Source organism: Pseudomonas anguilliseptica, assembly GCF_021375795.1.
Lineage (GTDB): Bacteria > Pseudomonadota > Gammaproteobacteria > Pseudomonadales > Pseudomonadaceae > Aquipseudomonas > Aquipseudomonas anguilliseptica_A.
Map to the genome: position 1 here is coordinate 36,035 of NZ_JAEIOI010000003.1, position 20,309 is coordinate 56,343.

General features: G+C 60.8%; 18 protein-coding genes and 1 tRNA gene. 15 read left to right on the forward strand and 4 right to left on the reverse strand.

The features are described 5' to 3' along the window. Positions 1-52: 52 nt before the first annotated feature. From IOD17_RS11610 to IOD17_RS11640, 7 genes are all read left to right on the forward strand, one after another. Positions 53-1,324: a YeaH/YhbH family protein gene (locus IOD17_RS11610; protein ID WP_233685263.1), complete on the forward strand. Its 1,272-nt coding sequence runs from the start codon at positions 53-55 to the stop codon at positions 1,322-1,324. Further along, a complete protein-coding gene (locus IOD17_RS11615; RefSeq protein WP_233685264.1) occupies positions 1,321-2,889 on the forward strand; it encodes a SpoVR family protein in 1,569 nt (522 codons plus the stop codon). The genes IOD17_RS11610 and IOD17_RS11615 overlap by 4 nt, the downstream gene beginning before the upstream one ends. A 62-nt stretch (positions 2,890-2,951) precedes the next feature. Continuing rightward, a complete protein-coding gene (locus tag IOD17_RS11620; RefSeq protein WP_233685265.1) occupies positions 2,952-3,464 on the forward strand; it encodes a DUF4136 domain-containing protein in 513 nt (170 codons plus the stop codon). A 100-nt stretch (positions 3,465-3,564) separates the two neighbouring features. Next, positions 3,565-4,797 (forward strand): multifunctional CCA addition/repair protein, encoded by a 1,233-nt coding sequence (locus tag IOD17_RS11625; protein ID WP_233685266.1) that lies wholly within the window; start codon positions 3,565-3,567, stop codon positions 4,795-4,797. A gap of 202 nt (positions 4,798-4,999) precedes the next feature. Further along, positions 5,000-5,542, forward strand: coding sequence for a YfiR family protein (locus tag IOD17_RS11630; protein ID WP_418904271.1), 543 nt, complete (start codon positions 5,000-5,002; stop codon positions 5,540-5,542). Then, complete coding sequence (locus IOD17_RS11635) at positions 5,539-6,798, forward strand: diguanylate cyclase domain-containing protein (RefSeq protein ID WP_233685268.1); 1,260 nt, start codon at positions 5,539-5,541, stop codon at positions 6,796-6,798. Before IOD17_RS11630 ends, IOD17_RS11635 begins: the two co-directional genes overlap by 4 nt. Positions 6,799-6,813: 15 nt before the next feature. Continuing rightward, positions 6,814-7,299 (forward strand): OmpA family protein, encoded by a 486-nt coding sequence (locus IOD17_RS11640; RefSeq protein ID WP_233685269.1) that lies wholly within the window; start codon positions 6,814-6,816, stop codon positions 7,297-7,299. On the opposite strand, the gene folK is transcribed toward IOD17_RS11640, so the two are convergent. Next, a complete protein-coding gene (gene folK, locus IOD17_RS11645; protein WP_233685270.1) occupies positions 7,300-7,839 on the reverse strand; it encodes a 2-amino-4-hydroxy-6-hydroxymethyldihydropteridine diphosphokinase in 540 nt (179 codons plus the stop codon). Next, positions 7,830-8,186 carry a dihydroneopterin aldolase gene (gene folB, locus IOD17_RS11650; RefSeq protein WP_233685271.1) on the reverse strand — a complete coding sequence of 119 codons (357 nt, stop codon included), beginning with the start codon at positions 8,184-8,186 and terminating at the stop codon, positions 7,830-7,832. The genes folK and folB overlap by 10 nt, the downstream gene beginning before the upstream one ends. A 73-nt stretch (positions 8,187-8,259) precedes the next feature. On the opposite strand from folB, the gene plsY reads away from it, so the two are divergent. Beyond that, the gene (gene plsY / locus IOD17_RS11655) at positions 8,260-8,829 is read left to right on the forward strand and encodes a glycerol-3-phosphate 1-O-acyltransferase PlsY (RefSeq protein WP_233685272.1); all 570 of its coding nucleotides are present in this window, start codon (positions 8,260-8,262) and stop codon (positions 8,827-8,829) included. Between the two features lie 34 nt (positions 8,830-8,863). Here plsY and tsaD read toward each other — a convergent pair whose 3' ends face one another. Beyond that, positions 8,864-9,889: a tRNA (adenosine(37)-N6)-threonylcarbamoyltransferase complex transferase subunit TsaD gene (gene tsaD / locus IOD17_RS11660; RefSeq protein ID WP_233685273.1), complete on the reverse strand. Its 1,026-nt coding sequence runs from the start codon at positions 9,887-9,889 to the stop codon at positions 8,864-8,866. Between the two features lie 204 nt (positions 9,890-10,093). On the opposite strand from tsaD, the gene rpsU reads away from it, so the two are divergent. The 5 genes from rpsU to IOD17_RS11685 all read left to right on the forward strand — a co-directional run bounded on the left by rpsU (position 10,094) and on the right by IOD17_RS11685 (position 18,302). Next, positions 10,094-10,309, forward strand: coding sequence for a 30S ribosomal protein S21 (rpsU, locus tag IOD17_RS11665; protein ID WP_003296736.1), 216 nt, complete (start codon positions 10,094-10,096; stop codon positions 10,307-10,309). A 164-nt stretch (positions 10,310-10,473) separates the two neighbouring features. After that, positions 10,474-12,450, forward strand: coding sequence for a DNA primase (dnaG, locus tag IOD17_RS11670; RefSeq protein ID WP_233685274.1), 1,977 nt, complete (start codon positions 10,474-10,476; stop codon positions 12,448-12,450). A 67-nt stretch (positions 12,451-12,517) separates the two neighbouring features. Further along, positions 12,518-14,365, forward strand: coding sequence for an RNA polymerase sigma factor RpoD (gene rpoD, locus IOD17_RS11675; protein ID WP_233685275.1), 1,848 nt, complete (start codon positions 12,518-12,520; stop codon positions 14,363-14,365). Positions 14,366-14,469: 104 nt separating this feature from the next. After that, positions 14,470-18,210: a bifunctional diguanylate cyclase/phosphodiesterase gene (locus IOD17_RS11680; RefSeq protein WP_233685276.1), complete on the forward strand. Its 3,741-nt coding sequence runs from the start codon at positions 14,470-14,472 to the stop codon at positions 18,208-18,210. Between the two features lie 15 nt (positions 18,211-18,225). Then, positions 18,226-18,302, forward strand: a tRNA-Ile gene (locus IOD17_RS11685). Between the two features lie 354 nt (positions 18,303-18,656). Here IOD17_RS11685 and IOD17_RS11690 read toward each other — a convergent pair. Beyond that, complete coding sequence (locus IOD17_RS11690; RefSeq protein ID WP_017675687.1) at positions 18,657-19,124, reverse strand: helix-turn-helix domain-containing protein; 468 nt, start codon at positions 19,122-19,124, stop codon at positions 18,657-18,659. Positions 19,125-19,266: 142 nt separating this feature from the next. On the opposite strand from IOD17_RS11690, the gene IOD17_RS11695 reads away from it, so the two are divergent. Both IOD17_RS11695 and IOD17_RS11700 read left to right on the forward strand, forming a co-directional pair. Beyond that, positions 19,267-19,728, forward strand: coding sequence for a hypothetical protein (locus IOD17_RS11695; protein WP_075750100.1), 462 nt, complete (start codon positions 19,267-19,269; stop codon positions 19,726-19,728). Positions 19,729-19,743: 15 nt separating this feature from the next. Continuing rightward, the gene (locus IOD17_RS11700; protein WP_156886319.1) at positions 19,744-20,151 is read left to right on the forward strand and encodes a hypothetical protein; all 408 of its coding nucleotides are present in this window, start codon (positions 19,744-19,746) and stop codon (positions 20,149-20,151) included. Positions 20,152-20,309: the final 158 nt, after the last annotated feature.

Below are 20,309 nucleotides of genomic sequence, written 5' to 3' on the forward strand. Positions count from 1 at the left end.
ACGTGCTCTGCCAGCGCTTGCGCCTGATGCCTGCAGTGCACGGAGGGCAGTTATGAGCCATGTGATCGACCGCCGCCTGAACGGCAAGAACAAGAGCACGGTAAACCGCCAGCGTTTCCTGCGGCGCTACCGTGACCACATCAAGAAGGCCGTGGAAGAAGCGGTCAGCCGCCGCTCCATCACCGATATGGAGCACGGCGAACAGATCAGCATCCCCGGTCGCGATATCGACGAGCCGGTATTGCACCACGGCCGCGGTGGTCGCCAGACCACCGTGCACCCCGGCAACCGCGAATTCACCACCGGCGAGAAGATTGCCCGCCCGCAAGGCGGTGGCGGCGGACAAGGCGCAGGCAAGGCCAGCAACTCCGGCGAAGGCATGGACGAGTTCGTCTTCCAGATCACCCAGGAGGAATTCCTCGACTTCATGTTCGAGGATTTAGAACTGCCCAATCTGATCAAGCGCCACCTGACCGGCAGCGACACCTTCAAAAATGTGCGGGCCGGTATCAGCAATGAAGGCAACCCGTCGCGCATCAATATCGTGCGCACTCTGCGCTCGGCCCATGCCCGTCGCATTGCCTTGTCCGGCAGCAGCCGCAACAAGCTCAAAAGCGCCCAGGCCGAACTGGAGCGCCTGAAGCTGGAGCAGCCAGACAACCTCAGCGATATCCAAGCACTCGAAGAAGAAGTCGGCAAACTGCGTGCGCGGATCAAGCGTGTGCCCTTCCTCGACACCTTCGACCTCAAATACAACCTGCTGGTCAAGCAACCCAACCCCAGCTCGAAAGCGGTGATGTTCTGCCTGATGGACGTGTCCGGCTCGATGACCCAATCGACCAAAGACATCGCCAAACGCTTCTTTATCCTGCTGTACCTGTTCCTCAAACGGAACTACGACAAGATCGAGGTGGTGTTTATCCGTCACCACACCAGTGCCCGCGAAGTGGACGAGCAGGAGTTCTTCTACTCGCGCGAAACCGGCGGCACCATCGTTTCCAGTGCGCTCAAGCTGATGCAGGAGATCATGGCCGAGCGCTACCCGATCAACGAATGGAATATCTACGCCGCCCAGGCGTCGGATGGCGACAACTGGAATGACGACTCGCCGGTGTGCCGGGATATCCTGATCAAGCAGATCATGCCGTTCGTGCAGTACTTCACCTACGTCGAGATCACCCCGCGCGAGCACCAGGCGCTGTGGTTCGAGTACGAGCAGGTCAGCGAAGCCTTCGCCGACACCTTTGCCCAACAGCAGCTGGTGTCGGCCGGCGACATCTACCCGGTATTCCGCGACCTGTTCCAGCGGAGGCTCGTGACATGAGCAACAGCAAAGACAAGAAGCGCCAACCGATTTCCACTGGCTCGGAGTGGACCTTTGAACTGATCCGTCAGTACGACCGGGAGATCGCGCGCATCGCCGAGCGCTATGCGCTGGACACCTACCCCAACCAGATCGAAGTGATCACCGCCGAACAGATGATGGATGCCTACGCCTCAGTGGGCATGCCGCTGGGTTACCACCACTGGTCCTACGGCAAACACTTCCTCAGCACTGAAAAAGGCTACAAGCGCGGACAGATGGGCCTGGCCTACGAGATCGTGATCAACTCCGATCCGTGCATCGCCTACCTGATGGAAGAAAACACCATCTGCATGCAGGCCCTGGTGATTGCACATGCCTGCTACGGCCACAACAGTTTCTTCAAGGGCAACTACCTGTTCCGCACCTGGACCGACGCCAGCTCGATCATCGATTACCTGGTGTTCGCCAAGCAGTACATCATGCAGTGCGAGGAGCGCCACGGCATCGATGCGGTGGAAGACCTACTGGATTCCTGTCACGCCCTGATGAACTACGGCGTCGACCGCTACAAACGCCCCTACCCGATCTCCGCCGAAGAGGAACGGCGGCGCATGAAGGATCGTGAAGAACACCTGCAGAAGCAGATTAACGACCTCTGGCGCACCATCCCGAAAAGCGCCAGCAAAGGTGATGGCAAAGACAGCAAGCGCTTCCCTGCCGAACCGCAGGAAAACATCCTGTACTTCCTGGAAAAACACGCGCCGCTGCTGGAGCCCTGGCAGCGCGAGATCATTCGCATCGTGCGCAAGATCGCCCAGTACTTCTACCCGCAGCGCCAGACCCAGGTGATGAACGAAGGCTGGGCCACTTTCTGGCACTACACCCTGATGAACGACCTGTACGACGAAGGCCTGGTCACCGACGGCTTTATGATGGAGTTTCTGCAGTCGCACACCAGCGTGGTCTACCAGCCGCCGTTCGACAGCCCCTACTACAGCGGCATCAACCCCTATGCCCTGGGTTTTGCCATGTACCGCGACATCCGCCGTATCTGCGAAGAACCCACCGAAGAAGATCGCCGCTGGTTCCCCGACATTGCCGGCAGCGACTGGCTGAGCACCCTGAAGTTCGCCATGACCAGCTTCAAGGATGAGAGTTTTATCCTGCAGTACCTGTCGCCCAAGGTGATCCGCGACCTCAAGCTGTTCAGCATTCTCGACGACGACCAGAAAGACGAACTGTACGTCCCTGCTATCCATGACGAGCCCGGCTATCGCAGCATCCGCGAAACCCTGGCGGCGCAATACAACCTGGGCAACCGCGAACCCAACGTGCAGATATGGAGCATTGATCGGCGCGGCGACCGCTCACTGACCCTGCGCCATCAGCAGCATGACCGCAAACCGTTGGGCAATTCGACCGAGGAAGTGCTCAAGCACCTGCACCGTCTGTGGAGCTTCAACATCCACCTGGAGATCTATCAGGGCGAACAACTGATCAGCACCCAGCACGTGCCGCCCAAACATGAGAACGAGCATGACAACGACTACCCACGCCTCGATCTGATGATTCCGCCCATTTGATCGGTTGCGCAGGCACCATGTCGAACACCAGCATGCGCAGCAGAGCAACCGGGAGTCTGCTGATGCGCCTGTTTACCGTGTTACTGCTGTGCCTGGCCCTGGCCACCTGTAGCAGCCAGCTACCGCGCGCCCAGGTCCTGACCCCCGCCAGCGCCGAACTGGCAAGTAAACGCAGCTTCAGCCTGATCGCTGCCGAGCAGGCGGTAGAGGGTGACGTACCCTTTGCCGAGCGCTATGAACAGCTTGAGCAACTGCTGCGCGAAGGCCTGAGCAACCGCGGTTACCAAGCCAGCCCGAGAGCAGAAATTCAGGTCTATTACTGGCTGGCCGTGCAGGAGAGCCCACTGGATTTCAAGGTCGACGCAGCCCCGCCCACTCCACTCGGCCCCTACCAGGCGATCCATCGTCTGCGAGATGAAACCGGTACCCTACGCATCCGCCTGACGACCCCAGAACAGCAAACCCTTTGGGAGGGCCTGGTCAGCACCGGCCTGAGCCCGGCCAAAGACAGCGCCGAACTGCTCGAGCGCGCCACCCAAGCACTCCTGCAGCAGATTCCCACGGCCAGCCCGTAGCCAGTGCAATCCAGCCCCCTTCAGAACGTCACCAAGCCACAGCACTAACCGGACAACCCCGGCATCCAGCCGTTATGCTCTGCACAACGGAGGATGAGCCATGCAGATTTACAAAGTGGGCGGCGCTGTGCGCGACCGCCTGTTGGGCCGCGAGGTCAGCGAGATCGACTGGGTCGTGGTCGGCGCCAGCGCCGAGCAGATGCTTGAATTGGGCTACCGTCCGGTAGGCGCGGACTTCCCGGTGTTCCTGCACCCGCAGACAGGCGAGGAATACGCCCTGGCGCGCACCGAACGCAAGAGCGGGCGCGGTTACGGCGGTTTCACCTTCTTCGCCAGTCCAGAAGTCACCCTGGAAGAGGATTTGATCCGCCGCGACCTGACCGTCAACGCCATGGCCGAGGACGATCACGGCACACTGATCGACCCCTACGGCGGCCAGCAAGACCTGGCCGCCAAGCTGTTGCGCCATGTCTCCCCGGCCTTTGCCGAAGACCCGCTGCGCGTGCTGCGCGTCGCCCGTTTTGCCGCCCGCTATGCGCCCCTGGGTTTTAGCGTGGCCGCAGAAACCATGGCGCTGATGCGTGAACTGAGCGAATCCGGCGAACTCACGGCGCTGACGCCGGAACGCAGCTGGAAGGAAATCTCCCGCGCGCTGATGGAACCGCGCCCGGATGTATTTATTCAGGTGCTGCGCGACTGCGGCGCGCTGCGCGTTCTGCTGCCGGAGGTCGACGTGCTGTTCGGCATCCCACAGCCACCGGCCCATCACCCGGAAATCGACACCGGCGTGCATGTCCTCAGCGTGTTGCGCCAGTGCGCCGAACACCAACAACCGCTGACGGTGCGTTGGGCCTGCCTGCTGCACGATGTCGGCAAGGGCCTGACGCCCGAGGCCGAGTGGCCACGCCACATCGCCCATGAACACAAGGGCCTGAAACTGATCCGGGCGATCAACCAACGCTGCAAGGCGCCCAAGGATTGTCAGGAACTGGCTCTACAGGTCGGCGAGTTCCACACCCACGGCCACCGCGCCCTGGAACTCAAACCCTCGACCTTGCTCAAGCTGCTGCAAGGTTTCGACGTGTTCCGCCGCCCGCAGCGTTTTGAAGAGTTTATCGCCGCCTGCGAGATGGACGCCCGCGGCCGCCTCGGTTTGGAGCAACGGCCCTACCCACAAGCGGACTACCTGCGCGCTGCCATGCATGCCGCGCGGGCAGTGGCCGTACAGCCGTTGCTGGCTCGTGGCCTGCAAGGCGCCGAACTGGGCAACGCCCTGCAGGAAGAACGTCTGCAGGCAGTGCAGCAATTCTGCCAGGCACACCCTCGAACGTAGCGTTCCGCGCAACACACTGTTAGGCTGGAGCCCTTGCAGCACTAGGCCTCCAGCCCAATCACGCATAAATTTTGACGCCAAAATCTAAGCGTATGCGCTTTACTCAACAAGAGCCTGCTTGTGCACCCAACCCGTACGGCACACAAGCACTGAACAGGCCACGCCGGAGACCTTCACTTTGTACCTGACCCGTATTCTGTTTATGCGCACACCTCGACATCTGCTCTGTAGTGTACTGCTCGCATTCCTGCCGGCATTGGCTCGCGCCGAAGCGGCCACACCGGACAGTGCCACTCTGCGCGCCAATCAGGTTGCCCATGTGGTTCACGGCATCCTCAGCTACGCCCGCTGGCCTCAGCAGCACGACACCCTGCGCCTGTGCGTGATTGCGCCAACCGAATACACCGACCAACTGTGGCAAAACCACGAACTGGAATCGCGCCAGCCGGTACAGGTGCGCCGCTTGCTGGTAGACAGCCCGCAGCTGGAAACCGAGTGCGACGCCGTATACCTCGGCGTGATTGAGGAGAATCAGCGCCTCGCACTGTTCAACCGCCTGGTCGGTAAACCTATCCTGACCATCAGCGAAAGCAGCAAAGCCTGCAGCGAGGGCAGCCTGTTCTGCCTGAACATCAGCGATGAGCATGTCGCCTTCAAGGTCAACCTCGATGCCGTCGCGCGAAGTGGCATCCGCATTCACCCCAACGTGCTGCAACTGGGCAAACGCGCAGGGCCGCAGCCATGAACCGCAGAAAGCCACAAGCCGCCCAGCAGCGCCCAAGCCTGCGCCGCCTCCTGCATCACGCCCACCTGCGCGTGGCCCTGTTGGCCATGGGCCTGACCGGCCTGTCGCTGACCCTGGTCAGCCTACTGGCGCTGAGCACCTATGCCGGCCACAACCTGCAACTGATTGCCCGTTCGCTGGCCTACACCTTGGAAGCCGCCGTGGTGTTCAACGACCGCGTGGCCATACAGGAAACCCTGGAGCAGATCTGCAAGACCGAAGAAATCGCAGCGGTGGCGGTCTTCGACGATACCGGCAACCTGCTCGCCAGCCTGGATACCCCCAGCAACAGCATGCTCAGCAGCGCCGAACAGTCGATTGCCCGCCTGCTGCTGCCGGAGATTGTCGTCCAGCCGATCACCTACCAGGGCCAGCAGATAGGCGCGCTGCACCTTCGTGGCCAGGGCACCACCCTGTTGCGCTTCCTGTTCTTTGGCCTACTCGGCCTGCTCGCCAGCCTGGCGCTCAGCGCCCTGGGCGCGGCCTACGGTTCCAAACGCATCCAGCGTGCCATCACCGGCCCACTGCGCAACTTGTCCGAGGTGGCGCACAGCATTTCCGTGGACCGCACGTTCAACCAGCGCGTGCCGGCCACCCATATCGCCGACCTCAACGAGCTGGCCGAAGACTTCAACGCCCTGCTCGATCAACTCGAAGCCTGGCAGCACCTGCTGGAGCGCGAGAACGCCTCACTGGCGCACCAGGCCAGCCACGACGCGCTGACTGGCTTGCCCAACCGCGCCTTCTTCGAGTCTCGCCTGCTTGGCGCCATGCGTGAAGCCCGCGATAGCCAGACGCAAATGGCCGTACTGTTTCTCGACAGCAACCGCTTCAAGGAAATCAACGACCAGCAAGGGCACGCCGCTGGCGATGCCGTGCTTATCGCCATTGCCCAGCGCCTACGCGCACAACTGCGCGAAGGCGATACCGTCGCCCGCCTGGGCGGCGATGAATTCGCCGTGCTGCTCAAACCCATTCATCACGAAGACGATGCCGTGCTGATTGCCGACAAGATCATCGACAGCATGCACGCCCCCATCGCCTTGCCCGAAGGCGGCAGCATCACCACCTCCCTGAGCATCGGCATCGCGCTGTACCCAGAGCATGCCGACAACCCCGAAGCGCTGGTGCATGAGGCGGATGTCGCCATGTACCACGCCAAACGCAGCCAGGGCGGACGCACCATGGCCAAAAGCCAAGATCCTCTGCCCCAGTAAACAAGGAGCTTCACTTTGCGCAGCTTATTGCGATTGATCTTTATCAGCGCGCTCGGCGTGGCACTCCTCAGCGGGTGCCAGAGCACACCCAAGGGCCTCAGCGCCGAACAGGTCGCCCTGCTCAAGAGCCACGGATTCCAGTGGACCGAGGACGGCTGGGAACTGGGACTTTCCGGCAAGGTGCTGTTCGACACCGACTCCGAGGTGGTATCCAGTGCCAGCACCACACAATTGACCAAAATCACCCAGGCGCTGCTTGGCGTCGGCATTCAGCAGGTACGCCTGGAAGGCCACACCGATAACGTCGGCCAGCCGGCCTACAACGAACAGTTGTCGCTGCGCCGGGCCAAGACAGTGGCGACCGTGATGCAAGGCGCAGGGATGGATGCGCGACTGATTACCACCCGCGGCCTCGGGCAGAGCAAACCAATTGCCGACAACAACACCGCCGAAGGACGCAGCGAAAACCGCCGCGTGGCGATTATCGTCAGCACGCCCTGATCAGGGGTTGGCGGGGAACTCGGCACACAGCGCGGGCGGCGTCAGCTGCTGCTCACGCCAGGTGAACGCCACCGGCCACAACTGCTGGTCAATCTGCGCCGCCTGCCACAGCTCGGCAAAGCTGCGCTGCTGCGCCGGGTGCAGGGTATCTGGCACCAGCAGAGCCAGCGGCCAGAGAACGAAGGCGTTTTTCAGAATTTCCGCACGCGGCAGGATCAGACCATCGAAATTGCCGACCAGATCGCCGTACAGCAGCACGTCGATATCCAGCGGCAGGCCCTTGCGTTCAGGCGCATAGCGGCCGTTATCGGCTTCGATAAATTTCAGCCGGCGGTCCAGCTCGCCCAATGGCAACTCGCTGTAGCCGGCCACCACCAGATTGAAGAACGGCCCGCTCTTGATGCCGACCGCCTGACTTTCGAACACCGGCGAGCAGCGCATCTCGCTGAGCAGCCCGGCGAGCGCCTCCAAGCCGGCGCACAGGTGCGCCTCACGGCCGATATTGCTGCCCATGCCAAGCAGAACGGGAGTTAGCGACATCCGCGCTCGATCTCCACGCCCACCCCACCACTGGCCGCCGGCACGGCGCCGGGCTTGGTCAGCTTGAGCCGCACCCAGGGAATCTGAAACTCAGCCATAAGCAACTCAACCAGTCGCTCGGCAAAGGTTTCCACCAGAATGAACTGCGATTCGCTGGCGAACGCCTGGATGCGTTGCGACACGCGGGCGTAATCCAGCGCCTTGTCCAGGTCATCACCCGCAGCAGCTGGGCGGTTGTCCCAGCCCAGGTACAGGTCCAGACGCAGGCACTGGCGAATGGTGCGCTCCCAGTCGTAGGCACCAATCACCGTGTCGACTTCCAGACCCTCAATAAAAACTGTGTCCAAGCACGCTCTCCGTGGCACGACAAGGCTGTCGCACCTAGTTAGAATCAGGGCTCCCTCGCCCGGAATGGATACCATGTTTTGGCTGTTGGCGACCCTCGCCTACCTGCTCGGCTCGCTGTCCTTCGCCATTCTGCTCAGCCGCCTGGCCGGCGGACCGGATCCGCGTGCCAGTGGCTCGGGGAATCCCGGCGCCACCAACATGCTGCGCGTCGCCGGCAAACGCCTGGCCATCCTCACGCTGCTCGGCGATCTGTGCAAAGGCTTATTGCCCGTACTGGCCGCCAACCTGCTCGGCCTCGACGTTCAACAGCAGGCCTGGATCGGCCTCGCCGCCGTGATCGGCCATCTCTACCCGGTGTATTTTCGCTTCCAGGGCGGCAAGGGCGTGGCCACTGCCGCCGGCATGCTGCTCGGCCTCTACCCGCCGGCCGCCCTGCTGGCACTCGCTGCCTGGGCCCTGACATTCGCACTGACCCGTACCAGCTCGCTGGCCTCACTAATTGCCACGCCGCTGACCCTGCCACTGCTGGCCTGGCAACAACCAGCAGCCTTATTGCCGATGTGCGCCCTCACCGGGTTGATCGTCTGGCGCCATCGCGGCAATTTACGCGATCTGTTCGCCGGCCGTGAGCGGCATTTCTAACGCCCAACCTGAATCTGGCTCATCATGCCACCGCTTATAGCGCTGGCAGTTGCTCCATCGGCCAGCGCGCCTGCACCTTGATCGCCAGATCTTCGTGCTGCCCCGCCAGCAAACGCTGACAGCCGGCATAGGCGATCATCGCGCCGTTATCCGTGCAAAACGCCGGCCGCGCATAAAACACCGCCCCCTTCAACTCGGCGAGCATCTGCTCCAGCGCCTGACGCAGCGCCTTGTTGGCGCTCACACCACCAGCAATCACCAGGTTATTCAGCCCAGTCTGCTTGAGCGCACGTTTGCATTTGATGGTGAGGGTCTCGACCACCGCCTGCTGGAATGCCAAGGCGATATCACAACGAGTCTGCTCGGAATGGTCCCCTTCAGCCTGGCACTGCTGCCAGGTATTCAGGGTAAAGGTCTTCAGACCACTGAAGCTGAATTCCAGCCCCGGTCGATCAGTCATCGGTCGGGGGAACTTGAAGCGCCCCGGCGTGCCATTCAGCGCCAACCGGGCAATCTCCGGCCCGCCGGGGTACTGCAAGCCCATCAGTTTGGCCGTCTTGTCGAAGGCCTCACCTGCCGCATCATCCAGGGACTCGCCGAGCAGTTGGTACTGGCCAATGCCATCCACACGCACCAGCTGGGTATGCCCGCCTGAAACCAGCAAGGCGACGAACGGAAAGGCCGGCGGTTGCTCTTCCAGCATCGGCGCCAGCAGGTGGCCTTCCATATGGTGTACGCCCAGCGCCGGAATCCCCCAAGCAAAGGCCAGCGCCTGCGCACAGGAAGCGCCAACCAGCAACGCACCGACCAGGCCAGGGCCTGCGGTGTAGGCGATGGCGTCGATGTCAGCCTTGTCCTTTCCCGCCTCGTCGAGCACCTGACGGATCAACGGCAGCATGCGTTTGACGTGGTCGCGCGAGGCCAATTCGGGCACCACGCCACCATAGATACGGTGCAGATCGATCTGACTGAACAGCGCGTCCGCCAGCAGGCCGCGCTCGCTGTCATACAGTGCGACACCGGTTTCGTCGCAGGAGGTTTCCAATCCCAGAACCAGCATGGGCAGTGCCTTGTAGTAATGTGTGCAACTTCGAAGGCGCGCATGATAATGGCCGCTGACGCGAGCCGGCCAGCGCTTTTCGATCAGAGGCTTTGCATTCCTCGCGATGAGGCGGTAACATCCGCAACCCTTAAAAACCTACGTTCTCCAGCGCCTAATGCCAGGAGCAACGTTACCCCCGGTAATAAAGAAGGTACGCCCTGGATGCCAGCCGTCAAAGTTAAAGAGAACGAACCCTTCGACGTAGCTCTGCGTCGTTTCAAGCGCTCCTGCGAAAAAGCCGGTGTTCTGGCTGAAGTTCGCAGCCGTGAATTCTACGAAAAGCCGACTTCCGAGCGTAAGCGCAAAGCAGCTGCTGCTGTTAAGCGTCACGCCAAGAAAGTGCAGCGCGAGCAGCGCCGCAGCGTTCGCCTGTACTAAGCAGCGGGCTAACGCCCACCGCTAGTTACACGCGCACTGCCTGATACCCGGCTTCGGCCGGGTTTCGCTTTTAGACTCCGCGCCACCTTCGGGTGACGACCGGAGTCTTTTAGTTTTTGCCCTGACCTGTTCTGCCCCAGCGCATAACAGTATTCTGAGCGCCTATGGCCGGCCTGATCCCACAGTCTTTTATCGATGACCTGCTCAACCGCACCGACATCGTCGATGTGGTCGCTTCGCGCATCCAGCTGAAAAAGGCCGGCAAGAACTACACCGCCTGCTGCCCCTTCCATAAAGAGAAAACCCCCTCGTTCAGCGTCAGCCCGGACAAGCAGTTCTATTACTGCTTTGGCTGCGGCGCCGGCGGCAACGCCCTGGGGTTTGTCATGGATCACGACCAACTGGATTTTCTCCAGGCCGTCGAGGACTTGGCCAAACGCGCCGGCATGGAAATACCGCGCGAGGAAGGCACGCGCAGCAACAAACCGCGACAACCCACTGACTCACCGCTCTACCCGTTACTGACCGCCGCCACCGAATTCTATAAACAAGCGCTGAAAAGCCACCCGCAGCGCAAAGCCGCAATTGAATACCTTAAAGGTCGCGGCCTGTCCGGCGAGATCGCCCGCGACTTCGGCATGGGCTTCGCCCCGCCCGGATGGGACAACCTGCTCAAACAGCTTGGGGGCGACAGCCTGCAACAGAAGGCCATGATCGATGCCGGCCTACTGATCGAAAACGCCGAAACCAAACGGGTTTACGACCGCTTCCGCGACCGCATCATGTTCCCGATTCGCGACAGCCGTGGCCGCGTGATCGCCTTTGGCGGCCGAGTACTGGGCGACGAAAAACCGAAATACCTGAACTCCCCGGAAACCCCGGTTTTCCATAAAGGCCAGGAACTGTACGGCCTGTTCGAGGCGCGCAAACATAACCGCGACCTCGACGAAATCATGGTGGTCGAAGGTTACATGGACGTCATCGCCCTGGCCCAGCAAGGCCTGCGCAATGCCGTGGCCACCCTCGGCACCGCCACCAGTGAAGAACACCTCAAGCGCCTGTTCCGCCTGGTGCCCAGCGTATTGTTCTGCTTTGACGGCGACGCAGCAGGACGCAACGCCGCCTGGCGCGCCCTCGAAGCCACCCTGCCGAACCTGCAGGACGGCCGCCGCGCGCGCTTCCTGTTCCTGCCCGACGGCGAAGACCCCGACACATTGGTACGCAGCGAAGGCACTGACGCCTTCCGCGCACGCATCAACCAGCACGCTCAACCCCTGGCCGATTACTTCTTCCAGCAACTCAGCGAAGAAGCCGACCCGCGCTCTCTGGAAGGCAAAGCGCACCTGATGACCCTCGCCGCACCGCTGATCGACAAGATCCCCGGCAACAACCTGCGCACCTTGATGCGTCAGCGCCTGAGCGAGATCACCGGCCTGTCCGGCGAAGCCCTGCAACAAATGGCACCCGGCGCACGCAGTAGCCAGCCCAACCACAACAGCGCACCACCGAGCGATCACCCGAACTACGCCGACATCCCCGACAGCGCCTATTACGATGTCGAGCCACACAACAACGAATACGAAAACCCCAGCCCTGCGCCAACCTTCGAGCGCAACCCAGGCAAAGGAAACTGGAAGAAAGACGGCGGCAAATGGAGCAAAAAGGGCCAGGGCGATTTTGCCCCACGCGCACCGCACACCGCTGTCAGCGTTGAATCACCGCACCTGAGCGCCCTGCGCACCCTGCTGCACCACCCGCAACTGGCGCAGAAGGTCGAGGATGTCAGCCACTTCGCTGCCGAAGACGACACCTACGCCCAACTGCTGGTCGCCCTGCTCGGCGCCCTGCAAAAGAACCCCAGACTGCGCTCGCTGCAACTGATTGCACGCTGGCACGGCACGGAACAGGGCCGCCTGCTGCGCGCCCTGGCAGAAAAGGAATGGCTGATTTCGGCCGACAACCTTGAACAACAGTTTTTCGACACTATAACTAGTCTTGTAGCCCGCCAACGCGAGCGCAGCCTGGAACATTTGCTGCGCAAAGCCCGTCAAAGCGAGTTGAGCGCAGAAGAGAAAGATCAGCTGCGCAGCTTGCTGAGCCGTAATGCATCACCGGTAATCCCGAGTCCAACTGGCGCTTAGGGGTGTTACTCGGGTATAATCCGCGGCTTGTTTTTTGCCCGCCAAGACCTTCAGTGGATAGGGTGTTATGTCCGGAAAAGCGCAACAGCAGTCTCGTTTGAAAGAATTGATCAGCCGCGGTCGTGAGCAGGGTTACCTGACTTACGCGGAGGTCAATGACCACTTGCCGGAGGATATTTCCGATCCGGAACAGGTGGAAGACATCATCCGCATGATCAACGACATGGGGATCAACGTATTCGAGAGTGCTCCGGATGCGGACGCCCTGTTGTTGGCGGAAGCCGACACCGACGAAGCAGCTGCTGAAGAAGCCGCTGCCGCACTCGCGGCCGTTGAAACCGATATCGGCCGCACCACCGACCCCGTACGCATGTATATGCGTGAAATGGGCACCGTGGAACTGCTGACCCGCGAAGGCGAAATCGAAATCGCCAAACGCATCGAGGAAGGCATCCGCGAAGTCATGGGTGCAGTGGCTCACTTCCCGGGCACTGTCGACAGCATCCTGGCTGAGTACACCCGCGTCACCACCGAAGGTGGTCGCCTGGTCGAAGTCCTTAGCGGCTATATCGACCCGGATGACGGCAGCGTACCCGCCGAAGCCGCAGCTCCTGTTCCGGCCAGCGACGGTGATGCCGCCGACGACAAGGACGATGACGAAGAAGACGGCGACAGCGAGGACGAGGAAGAAGAAGGCGACGGCGGTCCGGATCCAGAAGAGGCCCTGCGCCGCTTCACCGCGATCGGCGAAGCCCTTGAACTCGCCAAGAAGGCCCTGAAAAAGCACGGCCGCAACAGCAAGCAAGGCAATGCCGCGCTGAAAGACATGGCCGAGCTGTTCATGCCGATCAAGCTCGTACCTAAACAGTACGATGCACTGGTCGTGCGTGTGCGCAGCTCCCTGGAGCGCCTGCGCGCTCAGGAGCGCGCCATCATGCAACTCTGCGTACGTGATGCCCGCATGCCGCGCGCCGACTTCCTGCGCCTGTTCCCTGGTAATGAAGTTGACCAGACCTGGGCCGAGCAACTGGCCAAGGGCAAGGCCAAGTACGCCGAAGCCATTGGTAACCTGCAAGCCGACATCCAGCGTTGCCAGCAAAAGCTGTCTGCCCTGGAAGCCGAGTGCGAGCTGAGCCTGGCTGAAATCAAGGACATCAACCGTCGCATGTCGATCGGCGAGGCCAAGGCCCGTCGCGCGAAGAAAGAGATGGTTGAAGCGAACCTGCGTCTGGTGATCTCGATTGCCAAGAAGTACACCAACCGTGGCCTGCAGTTCCTCGACTTGATTCAGGAAGGCAACATCGGCCTGATGAAGGCGGTGGACAAGTTCGAATACCGTCGCGGTTACAAGTTCTCGACCTACGCCACCTGGTGGATTCGCCAGGCGATCACCCGCTCGATCGCCGACCAGGCGCGCACCATCCGTATTCCGGTGCACATGATCGAGACGATCAACAAGCTCAACCGCATCTCCCGGCAGATGCTGCAGGAAATGGGTCGCGAGCCGACCCCGGAAGAGCTGGGCGAGCGCATGGAAATGCCTGAGGACAAGATCCGCAAGGTACTGAAGATCGCTAAAGAGCCGATCTCCATGGAAACCCCGATCGGCGACGACGAAGACTCGCATCTGGGCGACTTCATCGAGGACAGCACCATGCAATCGCCGATCGACGTGGCGACCGTGGAAAGCCTCAAGGAAGCCACCCGCGAAGTACTCTCCGGCCTCACTGCACGTGAAGCCAAGGTACTGCGCATGCGCTTCGGCATCGACATGAATACCGACCACACCCTTGAGGAAGTTGGTAAGCAGTTCGATGTAACCCGCGAGCGGATTCGTCAGATCGAAGCCAAGGCGCTGCGCAAGCTGCGCCACCCGACGAGAAGCGAGCACCTGCGCTCCTTCCTCGACGAGTAACACCAGAACCCCCGGCCCTGTCGGGGGTTTTGCATTATGGCCAGCTACCCAGGCCGGCAGGGCAGGTCTACACTTTTCCCACGCCCATAAGAACGAGCCCGCCCATGTCGCGTGTTTCGGCCACTCTCCTGTTGTGTCTGGCTTGCTGGTCCCTGCCCGCAGTCAGTCTGGAACTGACTGCAGAGGAGCAGGCGTGGCTAGCAGCACGTCCTGAACTCAGCCTCGGGGTCGATCACAACTGGCCGCCTTATGAGTTCATCGACGAGAACGAACGCTACCAAGGCCTGGCTGCCGATTACGTCGCACTGCTCGAACAACGCCTGCCGATCAAGCTACGCCCCGCACCCGCACCCGCACGCAACTGGAGTGAAGTACTGGCTGATGCCCGAACCGGCAAGATACAGCTGTTACCCAGCCTGATGGCCACACCGGAGCGCCGCCAGTACCTGACCTTCACCCGCCCCTACCTGGACTTCCCGATTGTCATCCTGACCCAGGAGCAAGGCCCGCAACCGCGCAAACTACGTGAGCTGCAAGGATTACGGGTGGCTGTGGTTGACAGCTATGCCACCCACGAACTGCTGCGCGAAAAACACCCCGAGCTGCGCCTCTGGCCACGGCCGAACGTCGCCGCAGCGTTACAGGCCCTGGCCGCCGGCCAGGCTGATGCCATGGTGGGTGACCTGGCTTCCAGCGTCTGGCACCTGCGCCAACTCAAGCTCGACGGCATCGTTATAAGTGGGCAAACCCCCTACCGTTACCAACTGGCCATGGCCGTACCCAAGGATCAGGACACCCTGGCCGGGATCATCGACAAACTGCTAGGCGAGCTTACGCCCACTGAGATTGCCGAGATCGAACAGCGCTGGATGGGTGAGCCTATTGATCAGCGACCCTTCTGGCGCAGCCTGCTGCTGTTCGGCCTGCCCGGGTTGCTGGCAGCCCTGCTGATCATTTTCAGCATCCTGCGCATCAATCATCGCCTGCGCAGCGAAATGAATCGTCGCGCCACACTGGAAGATGAGCTGCGCAACAGCGAACAACACTATCGCGGCCTGGTGGAAAGCCTCAACGCCGTTGCCTGGCAGATGGACTTGCACGACTACCGTTTCACCTACGTCGCCCCCCAGGCGGAAAAACTGCTCGGTTACCCCGCACAGGACTGGCTGCAGCCGGGATTTATCGAGCGCGTCCTGCACCCCGATGACGCCCGCCGCACCCTCGACTATTGCCGCAGCGAAACCGAGGCTGGCCGCGACCACAGCATGGACTACCGCATGCTGGCCACCGATGGCCGTGAAGTCTGGGTGCGCGACATCATTACCCTGTCGCCTGCAAACGGCAGGCAGATGCTGCGTGGCCTGCTGATCGACATCACCGAAACCAAACGCACCGAGCAAGCCCTGGCCCTGTCCGAGCAGAAGTTCGCCTCGGTGTTCCACAACTGCCCGGACATTATCGCCCTGCTCAACGCACAGGATGGTCGCCTGCTGGCCATCAACAGCACCTTCGAGCAGCAGTTCGGCATAAGTGCCAACGAGGCCATCGGCCGCACCACCTCGGAGCTGGACCTGTGGATCGAGCAAGGCAGCGGCCCGCGTATTCTGCAGCGACTGCTTGTCGGCAACTCGCACAATATCGAAGGCACCTTCCGCCGCCGCGATGGCAGCCAGTTCACGGCACTGATCTCTGCGCAGAAAGTCACCCTGGATAACAACAGCACCCTGGTCGTCGCCGCTCGCGACATCAGCGAACTGAAGGACACCCAGCAGCGTCTGCAACTCTCAGAAGACAAATTCGCCAAAGCCTTCCACGCCTCCCCCGACGGGCTGCTGATCACCCGCCTCAGCGATGGCCGGCTGCTCGACGTCAACGAAGGATTCAGCCGCATCACCGGCTACAGCATGGATGAAGCCACCGACAGTTCAACCCTGCAACTGGGCATCTGGGCCAATCCGGATGACCGCACGCAGATGATTACCCAGGTGCAACAGCACGGCTACGTGAAGGACTTCCGCGCACTGATCCGCACCCGAAACGGCAACATGCGCACCTGTGAAATGTCAGTACAGCCGATCCCCATCGAAGGCGAAACCTGCATGCTGACCATCGCCCGCGACGTCACCGAACGCGAGCAGATGCAGGAAAATCTGCAACAAGCGGCCACTGTCTTCGAAAGTACCGCCGAAGGCGTAATGATCACCGATCTGCAGCAGCGCATCACCGCAGTCAACCGCGCCTTCACCACCATCACGGGCTATAGCGAAGCCGAAGCCCTCGGTCAATCACCGCGCCTGCTGGCCTCCGGCAACCACGACAGCGCCTTCTACGCCGCTATGTGGCACAACCTCAGCGCCTCGGGGCACTGGCAAGGTGAGATCTGGAACAAACGCAAAAACGGCGAGCTCTACCCCGAATGGCTGACCATCAGCGCAGTGCGTGACAGCAGCGAACACATCACCCACTTTGTTGGGGTCTTCGCCGACATAAGCTCACTCAAGCACGCCCAGGCGCGCCTGGATCACCAGGCCCACCACGATCCACTCACCGGCCTGCCCAACCGCACCCTGTTCGAAACCCGCCTGCGCGCCGCCATCGAAGATGCCTTGCTCGACCAGCGCATGGGCGCCGTGCTGTTTATCGACCTCGACCGCTTCAAGCACATCAATGACAGCCTCGGTCACCCGGTCGGCGACCAGCTGCTCAAGAGCATCGCCGAACGACTCAAGGCCCACCTGCGCGACATCGACACCGTCGCACGCCTGGGCGGCGACGAATTCATCATCCTGCTGCCCGGCCTGCCACAGAAAGACGACGCCGAACTGGTGGCGCACAAACTGCTCGAATGCTTCAACCAGCCCTTCCAATTCGACGGGCAAGAACTGTTTATCAGCGCCAGCATCGGCATCAGTCGCTACCCCGAAGATGGCCAGGATGTTGCCACCCTGGTGAAGAACGCCGACGCCGCCATGTACCGCTCCAAGGCGCGCGGGCGCAACCGCGTGGAGCTCTATACTCGCGACCTGACCTTCCAGGCCACCGAACGCATGGCCCTGGAACGTGAACTGCGCCGCGCCATCGAGCAGGAACAGCTGCTGCTTTACTACCAACCCAAACGCTGCCTGAGCAGCAACCGCCTGATTGGCGCTGAAGCCCTGGTGCGCTGGCACCACCCACTGTTCGGCGAAATTCCGCCAGACCGCTTTATCCCGCTGGCCGAAGAAACCGGCCTGATCATCACCCTCGGTGACTGGGTGCTGCGCCAGGCCTGCTGGCAGATGCAACAGTGGCGGCAGCAACACGCGCCCTTCGGCCCGCTGTCGGTCAACCTCACCGGCGTACAACTGCGCCAACCGCACCTGCTGGTACGCATCTCCAGCCTGCTGGAAGAACACCACCTGCCGGCCGAGTTGTTGCAACTGGAAATCACCGAAAGCTTCATCATGAATCAGGCCGAAGAAGCCCTGAAACTGCTGCTCCAGCTCAAGAACCTCGGCATCCAGCTGGCCATTGACGACTTCGGCACCGGCTACTCCTCCCTCAGCTACCTCAAACGCCTGCCAGTCGACACCCTGAAAATCGACCAGTCCTTCGTGCGCGGCTTGCCCAATGACAGCAACGACGTCGCCATCGTGCGCGCCATCATCGCCCTGGGCCGCAGCATGCAACTGACCGTAATCGCCGAAGGCGTGGAAACCAAAGCCCAGGAACTGTTCCTCGCCGCCGAAGGCTGCGAACAGATCCAAGGCTTCGTCATCAGCCGCGCGATCCATGCGGACGCCTTCGCACAAAACTTCCTCAGCCCGCGCCATTCGGTTGGCGCTGCCGAGAAGGCACCGGTATAATCCGCCCGCCTCTGAGGGCCCATAGCTCAGTTGGTTAGAGCAGAGGACTCATAATCCTTTGGTCCACGGTTCGAGTCCGTGTGGGCCCACCATATAAAACAACGACTTAGGTCAGCCACCGTGCTGGCTTTTTTCGTTTATGGGCTCGATAAAAAATTTGCGTACCGTTTTGCGTACCGTTTCTTTTTTGCTGCGACGGAACGAAACGAGCGCTTTAGCTCGCAGCTCGACACCCAGGCAGCACGCCAATGGGCTTGTGCTACCGCCCAAACGGGTACGGGATTAGGTGTTCAGGCCGGAGAAAGGAGCTGCGTATTGCCGGAAGCGCGACACGCAGTGAGTATTGCCGCACCTCGTTTGCGACTCACTTGAGCTGTCGCACTCTCCCGCAGCAACACACGGACGATGTCGCATAAGACGTGAAACCCAATTTAAATGCCGCCTAGTCACTTCTGAGTGGCAGGCTTGACCCAATAACGCTCGACTGTCCTCACCGTAACGCCTAACTGACGCGCGATATCAGCTTTAGATAGGCCTTCGGTCTGCAATCGACGAGTCTCATCGCGGGTCGCATCAGCCTTCTGGCCACGAATTCCTCTCGCTGCATCTTTTGAGGTGACAGGCTCGAACCGCCCGGCCTCCAGAAGCAACCGAATTTGCTTGTTGTTCGCGCCAAGGTGCTCTTCAACCGCCTGACCAGCCGAGCGCGCCTCAGCAACCAAAAGCAATTGGCTCGGTGAAACGCCCAGCACTCCACATAGGGCTACCAGCGTGTCAATTCTGACTGCGGCCAGCCCCTTCTCGATCTGACGTAAGTGGGTAGCGTTGACGACTTCAGCACAAGCTTCATGCGTGAGGCCAGCCCGAAGCCTCACGTCTCTAACTACCTCACCCAACACCTTTTCGTAGCTCATCTATCGCGCTCAGAAAAGGAAGTATCAAGCCACCTTTGACGCGACACATCGTGATGGCATAGCATTACCTTGTTTCGCTACCACCAGCCACATACCGCTGTCAATAAATACAAATCAGATTCTCAAATTACTGGAGAAGCCCATGAACACCACGACACAAACCACACCCGCAGGCGGCAAGCTTCAGCTCAAGATGAACATGGAATCGCTGCAACTCCGCGTGGAACTGAAATCGCTGCTTCAGTTGTTCGGCGCACAAACATCCCTGGCAGAGCTTGCCATCACAGAGTTTGGAGGCGAACTCCGTGTTGAAGAGGCACAGGAAGCTGGGGGCTCGCTCTACTACTTGCCGCTACGACTAACCCCAGACTTCATTGACCACATCCTGGATCAACTTTGCCCGGATAGCAGACGCGCAGCCATTGAGTGCCTTAATAAGTATCGCTCTGCATGGAACAGGGCCGATCAAGACACCGCACAGATGCTGGAGAAAAATGCTGATCTGCGAAGATCACTACAGCTGTTCAAGAAACAAGAACAGATGGTCCACACTCTCAGGAAGATGCTCTCCTCGCTTCAAAAAAACCGCCAACCGGCGCTCTAACTCAGGGCCGCCGTCATGACTACCAAACGTCCAAAAGAGTTTTTAACTCCCACGCCCCAAGAAATCCTTAACGCAATAACGCTCTGGCAGAGCATGCACGGGGCCCCCAACGGGCAAATCACGCGGGTCGCAAGGATGGAGCGAGAATTCACGACAGTCTTCGGGGGCAGCTTCGGCACCGTCTCGATTGATCAATTGCCGCAGGCGATAGATGTACTGTGCAATGTCATCGCCAACCTGGACCTGCTTAGCCTCAGGTCGGCGACCAAGAGACTGGAACTGATCATGGAGCATCTGGTCACGACAATCGGCAAAGGGTCAGGTCGTGCAGGCTTCGCCGATGCAGAAGCCCTCACAAGCGCACTCCAACTCGCGCGACTAGAGCCAGACTTCCCTTACACCTACCCGGGCTGGGCTAAGTAAAATGGCCGACCTCACTCCGCTGGCTGAACTTTTTCCGGGTTTCAGCCTGCCTATGCCAGGCAGCTCAATGTCGGATAAAAAGGCACTCAGCTGCGCCAGCAAGCACTTTCCTAGCACGTCAGGCCTGCAACATGCAGCAGACTCCATGAGCGGTAGTG